At 69.2% G+C, this 13241-nt stretch carries 10 protein-coding genes; 5 read left to right on the top strand and 5 right to left on the bottom strand.

Annotated features, from left to right (window positions below; genetic code table 11):
* Position 1: 1 nt before the first annotated feature.
* Together A6I89_RS03115 and A6I89_RS03110 are read left to right on the top strand one after the other, a co-directional pair.
* Entirely contained in the window at positions 2–583 is a 582-nt protein-coding gene (locus tag A6I89_RS03115) for a TetR/AcrR family transcriptional regulator (RefSeq protein ID WP_044991247.1), read from the top strand.
* A 74-nt stretch (positions 584–657) separates the two neighbouring features.
* The gene (locus A6I89_RS03110; RefSeq protein ID WP_022596784.1) at positions 658–1185 is read left to right on the top strand and encodes an FAS1-like dehydratase domain-containing protein; all 528 of its coding nucleotides are present in this window, start codon (positions 658–660) and stop codon (positions 1183–1185) included.
* A 7-nt stretch (positions 1186–1192) separates the two neighbouring features.
* Here the strand turns inward: A6I89_RS03110 and A6I89_RS03105 are convergent, their stop codons facing one another.
* From A6I89_RS03105 to ettA, 5 genes are all read right to left on the bottom strand, one after another.
* Positions 1193–1873, bottom strand: coding sequence for a DUF8010 domain-containing protein (locus A6I89_RS03105; protein WP_022596785.1), 681 nt, complete (start codon positions 1871–1873; stop codon positions 1193–1195).
* A complete protein-coding gene (locus A6I89_RS03100) occupies positions 1866–2333 on the bottom strand; it encodes an acyl-CoA thioesterase (RefSeq protein ID WP_005512191.1) in 468 nt (155 codons plus the stop codon). Before A6I89_RS03100 ends, A6I89_RS03105 begins: the two co-directional genes overlap by 8 nt.
* Complete coding sequence (locus tag A6I89_RS03095) at positions 2330–7195, bottom strand: NAD-glutamate dehydrogenase (RefSeq protein ID WP_022596786.1); 4866 nt, start codon at positions 7193–7195, stop codon at positions 2330–2332. Before A6I89_RS03095 ends, A6I89_RS03100 begins: the two co-directional genes overlap by 4 nt.
* 121 nt (positions 7196–7316) lie before the next feature.
* Positions 7317–7739 (bottom strand): acyl-CoA thioesterase, encoded by a 423-nt coding sequence (locus tag A6I89_RS03090; RefSeq protein ID WP_005512189.1) that lies wholly within the window; start codon positions 7737–7739, stop codon positions 7317–7319.
* A 4-nt stretch (positions 7740–7743) separates the two neighbouring features.
* Complete coding sequence (ettA, locus tag A6I89_RS03085) at positions 7744–9417, bottom strand: energy-dependent translational throttle protein EttA (protein ID WP_022596787.1); 1674 nt, start codon at positions 9415–9417, stop codon at positions 7744–7746.
* A 128-nt stretch (positions 9418–9545) separates the two neighbouring features.
* Between ettA and A6I89_RS03080 the strand changes: the two genes are divergently transcribed.
* From A6I89_RS03080 to A6I89_RS03070, 3 genes are all read left to right on the top strand, one after another.
* Complete coding sequence (locus A6I89_RS03080) at positions 9546–10097, top strand: TetR/AcrR family transcriptional regulator (RefSeq protein WP_022596789.1); 552 nt, start codon at positions 9546–9548, stop codon at positions 10095–10097.
* Positions 10098–10294: 197 nt separating this feature from the next.
* On the top strand, positions 10295–11890 hold the full coding sequence (locus A6I89_RS03075) for a GMC oxidoreductase (RefSeq protein WP_022596791.1): 1596 nt from the start codon (positions 10295–10297) through the stop codon (positions 11888–11890).
* Positions 11891–11925: 35 nt separating this feature from the next.
* A complete protein-coding gene (locus tag A6I89_RS03070; protein ID WP_022596792.1) occupies positions 11926–13236 on the top strand; it encodes a lipase family protein in 1311 nt (436 codons plus the stop codon).
* Positions 13237–13241 lie beyond the last annotated feature (5 nt).

The raw sequence follows: 13241 nt of genomic DNA, 5'->3' as shown, positions 1-13241 counted from the left end.
GATGTCCTCCAGCACATCCCGCACCTGGCTGAGCGACGAACGAGTCGAAGCGGCCGCCGGGAGGATCCTCGACGCCGCGGCCCTGTTGTTCGTCGAGCGCGGTGTCGCGGCGACGGGCATGGCCGACATCGCGAAGGCGGCGGGCTGCTCGCGGGCGACGCTGTACCGGTACTTCGAGAACCGCGGCGCACTGCACCGCGCCTTCGTGCACCGCGAGGCCCGGCGGCTCGGTGATCGGATCGCCCGCGCCGTCGCGGCCGTCGCCGATCCGCGGCAGCGGGTCACCGAGGCCGTGCTCATGGCGGTCCGCGAGGTCCGGTCGACGCCGGCGCTGGCAGCGTGGTTCGGTCTGGGCGACGCCGGTCTGGCCTCCGAGCTCGCGAGCACGTCGGAGGTGATCGACGTGCTCGGCACCGCCTTCCTCGCCGACGTCCGGCACGCCGACGACGCCGAGATCACCCGTCGTGCGCGCTGGTCGGTGCGGGCGATCGTCTCGCTCCTCACGGTGCCGGGGATCGACGACGCGGACGAGCGGGCCATGGTCGAGCAGTTCCTGGTACCGGTACTGCTGCCTTCCGTGTGATGCCGCACACTGTAACGCTCCGCCTCGCACCGTCGGATACACGATCGGAAAGTCGGGGACTCGAGGGAGCACACATGTCGATGGGCACGCGGAACACCACCTGTGAGGGCTCGGTCCCCGGGGTGATCGAGCCGGGCCTGGTGCTCCGGTCGTCCGACGTCTACGTCGTGGGACGGGAGAAGGTGCGCGAGTTCGCCCGCGCGATTCTCGCGACGGATCCGGCGCACCACGACGTCGACGCCGCCCGGCAGGCCGGGTACGCGGACATCGTCGCCCCGCCCACCTTCACGGCGGTGGTGACGGCAACCCTGATCCGGGACATGCTGACCGATCCGGACTCCGGAATCGACCTGAGCCGGCAGACCCCGATCCACGTGAACGAGAAGATCACACTCGCGGCGCCGATCCTGGCCGGTGACGCCCTCACCGCGTCACTGGCCGTCACCGGTGTCAGTGAGCGTGGCGGGGCGGTGTTCCTCGACACCGAGACCACCCTGCACACCGCCGCGGGCGAGCTGCGGTCGACCGTGCTGTCGTCGATCCTGCTCACCCCCAACACCGAGCCGGCGAGTCCCGAACCGGAACTGGTGGGGGCCCGCTGACCCGGACCTATGCCGTGAACAGCGGGATCGCACCCGCACGGCGGGCGTAGACCGAGCCGAACCGCGCGTCCAGGCGCAGCCACGACGGGGTTGCCCGTACCCGCACGACCTCGGTCTCGGCGATAGCGTGGACGTCGGTGTCCGCGGCGGCCGGGCGACCGTCGGCGAGCGGCACGAATCCCATTCCGGTGAGCGCGAACACCGTTCGCATGGCGATCGCCACCTCGGTACCACCGCCCGCGACCTCGAGAACCTTCTGCTCGAGCAGCGATGTCGGCGGCCCCTGCGCGCTGCCGTGTTCCTTCGCCAGTGCGGCGCCGCGCTGCGCCAGATCGAGGAGAACCCGGGCCGGGACGTCGTCCACGTGCACGAAGCCCGACTCCGGCGGAAGGGCGCCACGCCAAGCCGAATCCATCGCGAATCCCGGATCGATGTCGCCGCCGTCCCCGGCGAGCGCGCGCAGTAGCTCGTCCCCCGCAGCGGTGGTGTCGGCAGGGCGGACGTCGCCGGCCACGACACGGGTCGCCAGGGCATCGAAACCCGTTGGCGCCCAGACCGAAACTCGTCCGCCGCTTCTCCGCTTCAACCGGACGACGGCGGCCTCGTCGAGCCGGATCGCCCGCCCGACGAACATCGCGAGATCCGCGCGATCAGCTTCGGAGGGAATCGTCAGGACACGCTCACGCACGCTTCCACAACTCCAGGTACCCGCGCTCGGACGGGGTCAGCCGCCGCAGCCGCTGCGTCCCGATGTCGAAGGCCGCGATCTGCGTCGACGCGACGATCGACGGCGGCGTCGACGGCGCCGCTCCCCCGGGACGCACCTCGTAGGCGATCGTGAAGTCCACAGCCCGAATCTGCTCCACCCACATCAGCACGTCGAGCGGGCTGTCCTCGTGACGCAGTTGCCCGCGATACCGCACCCGTAGGTCGGCGATCACCGCGCCGTCGCGCAACGTCACCGTCGGCGCGCCGTCCTCGAACAGCCAGGGGATCCGCGCCTCCTCGAGCAGCGTCACCATGCGCGCATGGTTGATGTGCTGGAACGCGTCCATGTCCGACCACCGGACCACGACCCGTGTATGGAATCCCACCGGCTGCGCGCCGACGGCCTTCCCGTTGTGCACGGTCTCCTGGGAACCGCTCACCTTCCGACCTCCGATCTGGTGCCCACACCCCGCACCATGCTGCGTACCTGACGCGCCGCCACCGACAGCGTCGCAAGGTCCAGCGTTCCAGACTCGAAGATCTCGGCCAGCGCGGACCTCGATCGCGCGAGTCGTGAGGCGTTCGTGGACTCCCAGTAGTCGATCTTCTCCTCGGGGGTCTCGTCCGGTTCACCGCCGACGAGGACTTCGAGGGTGAGCGAGCGCAGCGACCCGTACAGGTCGTCGCGCAGCGCCAGCCGGGCCAGCGAATGCCACCGGTCGCCGCGGGCGAGGTCGGACACGGCGGTGAGCAGCCAGTCGATGCCCAGGTGCGCGTCCAGCGCGAAATACAGTTCCGCCACCTCCTCGCCGTCGCGCTCGCAGATGTCGGCGACGTCGATGATGTCGAGCAGACAGAACAGGTCCAGCAGCCGGTACACCTCGAGCGCGAGTTCGCGCGGGGCGCCGTCCGCGATCGCCGACCGCGATCGGCGTTCCAGATCGGTGACGTGGTGGCCGCGCAGCCAGCCCGGCACCTTCGGCGCGAGCCTGCGGAACTCACTCGAGTAGCGGGAGATCTCGGCACCCACCGCGATCGGCTGCGGCCGGTTCGACAGGAACCAGCGCGACGCGCGGTCCAGCACCCGCCGCGACTGCAGCATGAGGAGATCCGAGACCTCCGACGGCACGTCGGCCGTCCCGACCCGCGACCACACGTCGTGCAGTTCGAAGATCTCGGTCACCGCGGCGTAGGCGCGGATCGCGTCGGTGCTCGACGCGCCCGCGTCCTCCGCGAGCCGGTACGCGTACGTGATGCCGCCGTTGTCGATCGCCTCGTTCGCCAGCATCGTGGCCACGATCTCGCGACGCAGCGAGTGCCCGCGGATCGCCGCGCCGAACCGATCGCGCAGCGGCTCCGGGAAGTAACCGGGCAGACGAGCGGCGAAGAAGTCGCTGTCCGGCAGTTCGGTGGCGAGGAGGTCCTGCTTCAGCGCGAGTTTGGCGTGCGCCATCACCGTCGCCAGCTCGGGAGAGGTGAGCCCGCCGCCCGCCTGCGCCCGCCGGCCGAACTCGGCCTCGGTGGGCAGCGCCTCGAGCTTGCGGTCGAGCCCGTGGTGGGTGACGAGCGTGGCGATCAGACGACGGTGCACCCCCAGCATTTGGGGCGCGCTGGCACGGGACATGCCGAGCTGGTCGTTCTGGGCGATGTTGTCCGCCAACACCAGTCGGGCCACTTCGTCGGTCATCGATGCGAGCAGAGGATCGCGGTCCGCGCTCGGCAGTTCACCGCTGCTGACGACGGCGTCGAGCAGGATCTTGATGTTGACCTCGTGGTCGGAGCAGTCGACACCGGCCGAGTTGTCGATCGCGTCGGTGTTGATCTTGCCCCCGTGCAGCGCGTACTCGATTCGTCCCAGCTGCGTCACACCGAGGTTGCCGCCCTCCCCGACCACGCGGGCACGGACGTCGGCCCCGAGCACGCGAACCGCGTCGTTGCTCTTGTCGCCCACCGACGCGTCGGACTCCGACGCCGCTTTGACGTAGGTGCCGATACCGCCGTTCCACAACAGGTCGACCGGCGCCTGCAACACGGCCTTGACCAGATCCGGCGGCGACAGTTCGGTCACGTCGTCGCCGAGTCCCAGCGCGGCCCGCACCTGTGGGCTCACCGGTACCGATTTCGCGGTCCGCGCGTACACGCCGCCGCCTTCGCTGATCAGCGCGCGGTCGTAGTCGTCCCACGACGAGCGCGGCAACGCGAACATGCGCCGCCGCTCGGCGAACGAGCGCGCCGCGTCCGGCGTCGGGTCGAGGAAGATGTGCCGGTGGTCGAATGCCGCGACCAGCCGGATGTGCTCGCTGAGCAGCATCCCGTTCCCGAACACGTCGCCGCTCATGTCGCCGATTCCGGCCACCGTGAAATCGTCTGTGGCCACGTCGATCCCGAGTTCCCGGAAGTGGCGCTTGACGCTCTCCCACGCACCCCGGGCGGTGATGCCCATCTCCTTGTGGTCGTAGCCGGCCGAGCCGCCGGACGCGAACGCGTCGCCGAGCCAGAACCCGTAGTCGGCGGCCACGCCGTTGGCGATGTCGGAGAAGGTCGCGGTCCCCTTGTCCGCCGCGACGACGAGGTACGTGTCGTCCCCGTCCTTCCGAACAACGCGCGCGGGCGGCACCACGGCGCCGCTCACCCGGTCGACGTTGTCGGTGAGGTCGAGCAGTCCGGAGATGAACTTGCGATAGCAGGCCACCCCCTGATCTCGTACCGCCTGGCGGTCGACGGCCGCATCACCGGTCGGCGCCACCGGCTGCTTGACGACGAAACCGCCCTTCGCACCGACCGGGACGATCACCGCGTTCTTCACCGCCTGCGCCTTGGCCAGGCCGAGGATCTCGGTGCGGAAGTCCTCGCGCCGGTCCGACCAGCGCAGTCCGCCGCGCGCGACCGGACCGAACCGCAGGTGCACGCCCTCGACCTCCGGCGAGTACACGAATACCTCGAACTGCGGGCGCGGCTTCGGCAGTTCGGCGATGCGGGCGGGCTCGAACTTGAGCGAGAGGAACTCTCGCGACAGCCCGTCGGCCCCCTGCACGAAGTAGTTGGTGCGCAACGTCGCACGGACGAGCCCGAACAACGCCCGCAGAATGCGGTCGACGTCGAGGCTGACGACCGTGTCGATCGCCGTGCGCAAGTCGTGCTCGAGGGACTCCGACCGCTGCGCCGACGCGGCGTCGGGGTCGAACATCGACTCGAACAGTTCGACGAGCAGGCGGGCCACCTCGGGGTGCGCAAGTACCACCGACTCGATGTGCCCCTGGCTGTAGGCGAAGCCCGCCTGGCGCAGGTACTTCACGTAGGCGCGCAGCACCGAAACCTGCCGCCAGTCCAGCCCGGAGCGCAGCACAAGCTCGTTGAACCGGTCCGCCTCGCACCGCCCGTGCCAGATCGCGGCGAACGCCCCGGTGAGCCGATCGCGCAGCTGTTCACCGGGCCCGTCCGCGCCGATCCCCGCCGCGGCGTCACCCAGCAGCTCCCGGGGTACCGCGAGCCCGAACTCGTACAGCCAGCACTGGAGGCCGTCCGGACGCCGTACCGCGTACGGACGCTCGTCGAGCACCTCGACACCGAGGCTGTGCAGCGCCGGAAGTATGTGGGACAGCGAGATTCCGTCGCCGACGAAGTAGAGCGCGAACTGCCACCGCCACGCCGGAGCGGGCGAGTCGTGGTGGATCCGCATGTCGATCGAGTCGGCGTCGAGACCCTCGAAGCGGCTGATGTCGACGAGCGCCTCCGCGGCGTCGAAGTCCTCCTTGTAGGCCTCGGGGAGCTCGGCCGCATACTTCGCGGCGACGGCCGGATCCACATCGGGATCGGCTGCCACGGCGTCCGCGAAATGGTCGTCCCAGCTGCGGCTCGCCTCGGCGAGCAGGCCCTGGATGCGGAGCCGATTGGCCTCCGACGTGTCGACGCGGCCGTCGCGTGAGCCGGGCGGCTTCCGGATCGTCACGTGCAGCATCGCCAGGTCCCCCTCCGAGACCCGCGCGGTGTAGTCGAGTAATCCACCGCCCAGCTCGTCCAGCAGGATCTGCTGCATCGCCAGGCGTACCCGGGTGGTGTAGCGGTCCCGCGGCAGGTACACCAGACACGAGACGAACCGTTCGAAGCTGTCCTCGCGCATGAACAGTCGGATCTGCCGGCGCAGCCCGATGTTGAGCACCGCGGTCATCGTCTCGAGCAACGCGTCGGCGTCGATCGAGAACAGTTCGGTGCGCGGAAACGACTGCACCACCTCGAGCATCGCCTGGCCCGAGAAGGAGTCGATACCGAAACCTGCGCGCTCGATCGCGGTGCGCACCCGACGCGCGATCACCGGAATCTCCAGGACGTTCTCGTGCATTGCGGTCACCGTGAACACCCCGAGGAAGCGATGCTCACCGACGATCGCACCGTCGTCGTCGAGGATGCTGACACCCACGAAGTACGGATACACCGACCGGTGCACCGTGGCCGGCGCCGAGCCCTGCGTCAACACCAACAGCGGACGATCCGGAATGTCCACCGTGAGCGGGATTCTGACGTGCTCGTCGGCGTGGGCTTCCGACCGCAGTACACCCAGTCCGCTCTCCTGGATCCGCCGGGTGCGGTGGTCGTCTCCGCATTCGTAGCGGCGATAGCCGAGCACGGTGTAGTGCCCGTCGGCGAGCCAGCGCAGCAGGTCCGCGCAGTCTCGCAGTTCGTCGGCCGACCGGCCGGGCGGCGGATTCTCCGCTCGGACATCGAGTTCGGCCGCGACCGCGAGTTGCAGACCGCGCATGGCATCGGTGTCCGCCACGACCTGTCCCACGTCGGAGAGCACCGCGGCGATGGAAGATTCGAGCTCGTCGAGGATCTCGTCCTCGGTCGCAGGATGCAGTTGCACGTGCATCCACGACTCCGCGAGGGCATCGGTCGGGAGGTCGCGGATCGGGACGTCGGCGAGAATCTGTTCCAGCATGCCGTCGGCGTCCCGGCGCACACCCAGTATCGGATGGACGACCTCGCTGATCGACGCATCGAGTCGGCCCAGCAATGCGGTGACGGACTCGACGAGCAGCGGCATGTCGTCGGCGACGATCTGCAGTGCGGCCCCGACGCCGGAGCCGTCGGACGGACGGTGGACGCGGGTGACCGCTTCACCCGGCAGGCGCCGCGCCGCGAGCAACACGTGCTCCCGGACGATCGCGTCGGCGTGCCGGTCGAGGACGCTGTCGGGTTCGCCGGCGGACGTGTGACGGAAATACACCGCCCTCAGGTCCGCCAGGCCGGCCCGCACGTCCGAGGACAGCGTCAGTGACCAGTCGGTATCTACAGAATCCGTCATCGCGACGCTCCGTCCCTGTTCGAGATCACCGCGGTTGGCTCAATGGCGAGCCTAACCGCGGCGACCCCGGGTCGCGCGGAACTGCCGGTGCGGACGGGTCCCGGAGGGACCCCCGCGTGGGCTACGCGGGCGTCGTGGCCGGCAGGTAGCGGCCGAGCACCTCGCGCTCGACGTCTGAGAGCACACGTGACGTCTCCGCCCGCGCGTCGAAGCCGACCATGACGGCGTCGCCCTTGGCGCAGACGGTGCCGGCGATGTCCTTGACGACGTGCCGCAACGTGAACGACGACGTCCCGACGTGGACCACCGACACCTCCACCCGGACCGGGCCGGAGGCATCGGTGATGGGGCGCAGGAACTCGGCGTCCATCTTGCGGACGACGACGGCCCGGGGTGCGGCGCCCGACGACGCCGCACCCTCCGTCAGGAAGAGCGACCGCGCTTCCTGCATGTACTCCACGACGCGGGCGTTGTTGACGTGTCCGAGGCGATCGGAATCGCCCCAACGCACCTGGACGTCGCAGCTGTAGACCTGGTTCGACACGGGGTCAGTCGCGGGTCAGCTTGCGGTGGGTGACCCGGTGCGGACGCGCCGCATCGGCACCCAGCCGCTCGACCTTGTTGGCCTCGTACGCCTCGAAGTTGCCCTCGAACCAGAACCACTTGCCCTCTTCGACGTTGCCCTCCCACGCGAGGATGTGCGTGCAGGTACGGTCCAGGAACCAGCGGTCGTGGGAGATCACGACGGCGCAGCCCGGGAACTGCTGCAGGGCGTTCTCGAGCGAGCTGAGGGTCTCGACGTCGAGGTCGTTGGTCGGCTCGTCGAGGAGGATCAGGTTGCCGCCCTCCTTGAGGGTCAGCGCGAGGTTCAGACGGTTACGCTCACCACCGGAGAGCACCTCCGACCGCTTCTGCTGGTCCGGTCCCTTGAACCCGAACGCGGAGACGTACGCGCGCGAGGGCATCTCGTTCTGACCGACCTCGATGAAGTCGAGCCCGTCGGAGACGACCTCCCACACCGTCTTCTTGGGGTCGATGTTGGCGCGGGACTGGTCGACGTAGCTCAGCTTCACCGTGTCGCCGACCTTCACCGTGCCGGAGTCCGGCTGCTCGAGACCGACGATGGTCTTGAACAGCGTCGTCTTGCCGACACCGTTGGGGCCGATGACACCGACGATGCCGTTGCGGGGCAGTGTGAACGACAGGTCCTTGATGAGCACCCGGTTCTCGAAACCCTTGTCGAGGTGGTCGACCTCGACGACGACGTTGCCCAGGCGCGGCGGCGTCGGGATCTGGATCTCCTCGAAGTCCAGCTTGCGGTGCTTCTCGGCCTCCGCGGCCATCTCCTCGTACCGGTCGAGGCGGGCCTTGTTCTTGGTCTGGCGGGCCTTGGCGCCGGAGCGGACCCAGGCGAGCTCCTCCTTGAGCCGCTTCTGCAGCTTCTGGTCCTTCTTGCCCTGGACCTCGAGGCGCTCGGCCTTCTTCTCCAGGTAGGTGGAGTAGTTGCCCTCGTACGGATGCAGCTTGCCGCGGTCGACCTCGCAGATCCACTGGGCGACGTGGTCGAGGAAGTAGCGGTCGTGGGTGACGGCGAGGACGGCGCCGGGGTAGCTCGCGAGGAACTGCTCGAGCCACAGCACCGACTCGGCGTCGAGGTGGTTGGTGGGCTCGTCGAGCAGCAGCAGGTCGGGCTTGCTCAGCAGCAGCTTGCACAGCGCGACGCGGCGACGCTCACCGCCGGACAGGTGCGTGACCGGCTCGTCGGCCGGCGGGCACCGCAGCGCGTCCATCGCCTGCTCGAGCTGCGAGTCGAGGTCCCACGCGTCGGCGTGGTCGAGCTCCTCCTGGAGCTTGCCCATCTCCTCCATCAGCTCGTCCGAGTAGTCGGTCGCCATGAGTTCGGCGATCTCGTTGAACCGGTCGAGCTTGACCTTGATCTCGCCGAGGCCCTCCTCGACGTTCTGCTTGACCGTCTTCTCCTCGTTGAGCGGCGGCTCCTGCAGCAGGATGCCGACCGTCGCCTCGGGGTCGAGGAAGGCCTCGCCGTTCGAGGGCTGGTCCAGACCGGCCATGATCTTCAGGATGCTCGACTTACCGGCGCCGTTCGGGCCCACCACACCGATCTTGGCGCCCGGGTAGAAGCTCATGGTGACGTCGTCGAGAATGACCTTGTCGCCATGCGCCTTGCGCACCTTTTTCATCGTGTAAATGAACTCAGCCACCCAAAGGCTCCAATCTGGACTGGAAAAGCGCAGCTCACCGGCTGCGAGAACGTACGACTCGACCGCCAGCCTACCGCGCCGGTCCCGCACCTCTCCCCCGTGCGCGACCGGTACCCGATAATGACGCGGTGCGGTCGCGGAAGAAGATCTTGGACGCCACTCTCGGATTGATCGGCAGCGCCGGGTTCGAGGGTGTCAACATCGCAGCCGTGGCCGCCGCTGCGGGTGTCACCCGGCAGACGGTGTACTCGATCTTCGGCACGCGCGAGGATCTCGTCTCACAGGCGATCGCCGGTCTCGCCGTCGAGGTGCTCGGCGACATCCGTGCCCGGCTAGCGGCCACACAGTCGGCAGTCGAGTACGTCGTCGAACTCGTCGTCGCCGGCCGGGCAGCGGTCCGGGACACACCCGTCCTGCGCGCGCTGCTCCGCGCCGGCGACGGCAATCCGTTGTTCGATCCGGGGATGATCAGCCGCGCCAAACCGGTTGCCCGCGAACTCCTCTCACCGCTCGTCGAGCGCGAGCCCCGACTCGCCGACCGCGCCGACGACATCACCGAGATCACCTTGCACCTCGCACTGTCGGTCGTCTTCTTCGACGACGAGACGCTGCACGCCGACGACGAGCTGCGCCGGTTCCTCACGCGCTGGCTCGCGCCTGCTCTGACGCTCGACCGGTAGACGCGTACCCCTCCCCAAGTTCTTGACAGTCGAGCCGACAAGTGTCTAGTTTTAGCTCGCTCTCCGGAGTGAGTCGGATCACTCCGCGCGGCTGACCACCCGTCCGCCCGGGGCTGAAGGGACCCTTCGTACGCCCACAGCGCGTCGAGGGCACCTTCGACCGATGCCACCACTGCGTACGAACCGGGGGATGTGCTGTGCCCGACATCAAGAGACGCTCCTTTCTGACCGCTGCCGCGGTCGCCGGGATGACGCTCGCGGCGCCGGTGACGGCCCGCGCCGCCGTGGGTATCGCGGCCCGCGTCGACCGGATACCGCTCACCCGTGAGGACCACCGGGTGATCGTGATCGGCTCGGGGTTCGGTGGCGGCGTGACCGCTCTGCGTCTCGCCGAGGCAGGTGTGCCGGTCACCGTCCTCGAACGTGGAATCCGCTGGCCCACAGGGCCGAACGCATCGACCTTCCCCAGCCCGACGGCACCGGACAAGCGTGCACTGTGGTACAAGTCCGTACCACAGCTGTTCGGCCGCCCGATTCTCGTCGAACCGTTCACCGGGCTGGTCGAGGCGGTGCCCGGTGACAACATCACCGCGCTGTGCGCGGCGGGTGTGGGCGGCGGATCCCTCATCTACCAGGGCATGTCGCTGCAACCGGCGGAGGCCGTCTTCACGACGCACTTCCCCACCGGGATCGACTGGACCGAGATGGACCGCGTCCACTACCCGCGCGTGGCACGCATGCTGCAACTCTCCGTCGCGCCCGACGAACTGGTCGACAGCCCGAGCTACCTCGCGCCGCGGACCTTCGCGCAGCACGTCGAACGCGCCGGGCTGCCGCTGTCGAAGATCCCGATGCCGATCGACTGGAAGTACGCGCTCGACGAGCTACGCGGGGTGATGCGGCCGTCGTACACCAACGGCGACGGCGCGCTCGGCGTCAACAACGGTGGCAAGCACTCCGTCGACGTCACCTATATCGCGGCCGCCGAGGCCACGGGCAGGGTCACGGTGCAGGCGCTGCATGAGGTCACCGACGTCGGGCGAGCACCGGACGGCCGCTGGGCCGTGCACGTGAACCGGATCGACACCACCGGCCGGATCCTGGAGAACAAGATCCTCACCACCAACGCGTTGGTGATGGCCGCCGGCAGCCTGAACACGACCCGGATGCTGGTGCGGGCCGCGGGACAGGGACGGATTTCCGACCTGCCCGACGGTCTCGGCGACGGCTGGGGAACCAACGCCGACCGGATCTACGTGTGGACGACGCCGGACCGTGAGTTCGGCGTCGCGCAGGGCGGCCCCGTCGTCTACGGCAGCCTCAACTGGGACGACCCGGCGACGGCGCACACCGTCATCCAGGCCTCGATCCCGTCGCTGTCGGTCGACGTGCACAGCACAATGCTCGTCGGCTACGGCGTCAGCGACGGCCGTGGCCGCTTCGACTACGACCCCGCGCGCGGCGACGCGGTGCTGCGTTGGCCGCACGAGGGCGACTGGGCCGTCCAGACCGGTCACATCGATCGGACGGTCCGGGCGATCGCCGGCCCGACGAGCATCGTCACCGACACCAACGCGATCGTCCCGTCCACGTGGCACCCGCTGGGCGGGGCCTGCATGGAGACGGTGTGCGATCTCGAGGGCCGGGTCCACGACCAGCGTGGGCTGTACGTCCTCGACGGCGCCCTCATGCCCGGCAACACCGCCGCCTGCAATCCGTCGATGACGATCGCCGCCGTCGCCGAACGTGCGCTCGACCGGATCGTCGCGCACGACGTCGGGGTCGTCATCTGACCGTCCGTGCACCTCCCTCTTCGGAAGAGCACTCCATGAACATGTTCCGCAGGACCCCCGGACGGGCCGCCGTCGCTGCCTTGGTGACCTGTGCCGCAACCGCACTCACCGTCGCCGTACCCGGCCGGGCCGGCGCCGATTCCCCGCCCGACTTCTATTCGCCGCCGGCGTTGTCGGCGGACGCCCCCGGCGGCATCGTTCGCAGCGAACCGCTGCCGCTATTCGCGACCATCCCCGAGTCCGACGGGACCTGGCCTGTCGCAGCGCAACTCGTGATGTACACCTCCCGCCTGCAGGACGGCACACCGACCGCGGTGACCGGCACCTTCATCGACAGCACCCATCCGTGGCGCGGCCACGGCCCGCGGCCGACCGTCGTCATCGCGCCCGGCACGTCCGGACAGGGCGACCAGTGCGCGATGTCCCGGGCCTTCTCGACGGGATTGAACGCCGGCGTCGATCCGCTGTTCGTGTCGGCCAACCAAGAGGCGGTGTCGGCCGGCGTGTGGTCGGCGCTCGGGGTGCGGGTGTTCGTGACCGACTACATCGGGCTCGGCACACCCGGCACCCACACCTACGTCAACCGGATCGAGCAGGCGCACGCCGTGCTCGACGCGGCGCGCGCCGCGAACGCGCTCGTCGGCGACGACGCGACACCGCTTGCGCTGTGGGGTTACTCACAGGGTGGCGGGGCCACTGCCGCCGCTGCGGAACTTGCGGCGTCGTATGCGCCCGAACTGAACGTCAAGGGGGTGTGGGCCGGCGGCCCGACCGCCGATCTCGAGCAGGTGCTGGAACAGATCGACGGGAACCTCATCGGCGGCTCGATCGGCTTCGCCGTCAACGGCTTCGTCGCCCGCTACCCCGAACTGCGGTCGGTGGTGCAGGAGCGGCTCACCCCGGAGGGTCAGGCAGCGCTCGACGGTATCGGCACCGAATGCATCGCCGACATCATCACGAAGCGGCCGTTCCTGCAGACTCGGAGCTTCACGCGTGACGGCCGGCCCCTGCTCGACAACCTCCGCGAGGTGCCCGAGGCCCTGCAGGTTCTGCGCGACCAGCGGATCGGCACCGTCGCACCACGGGTGCCGGCCCTGGTCTCCAGCGGCCGCAACGACGACACCGTCCCCTACGGTCAGGCCCGACAACTCGCCGTCGACTGGTGTGACCGCGGCGCGAGCGTCACGTTCCACACCGACGAACTGCCGCCGCTCGCACCGGGCACCACGTTCGGCAACCACTTCGGACCGCTGATCGACGACGCCTACGTCGAGGGCACTCCTGTCCGGTACCTCCTCGACCGGTTCGACGGCGTCCCGGTCGCGCCGGGCTGCAGCTTCACCTGATGGGA

Origin of the sequence: Prescottella equi (assembly GCF_002094305.1) — a bacterium.
Taxonomy (GTDB): domain Bacteria; phylum Actinomycetota; class Actinomycetes; order Mycobacteriales; family Mycobacteriaceae; genus Prescottella; species Prescottella equi.
This window is presented reverse-complemented; position numbering and strand designations above follow the sequence as displayed.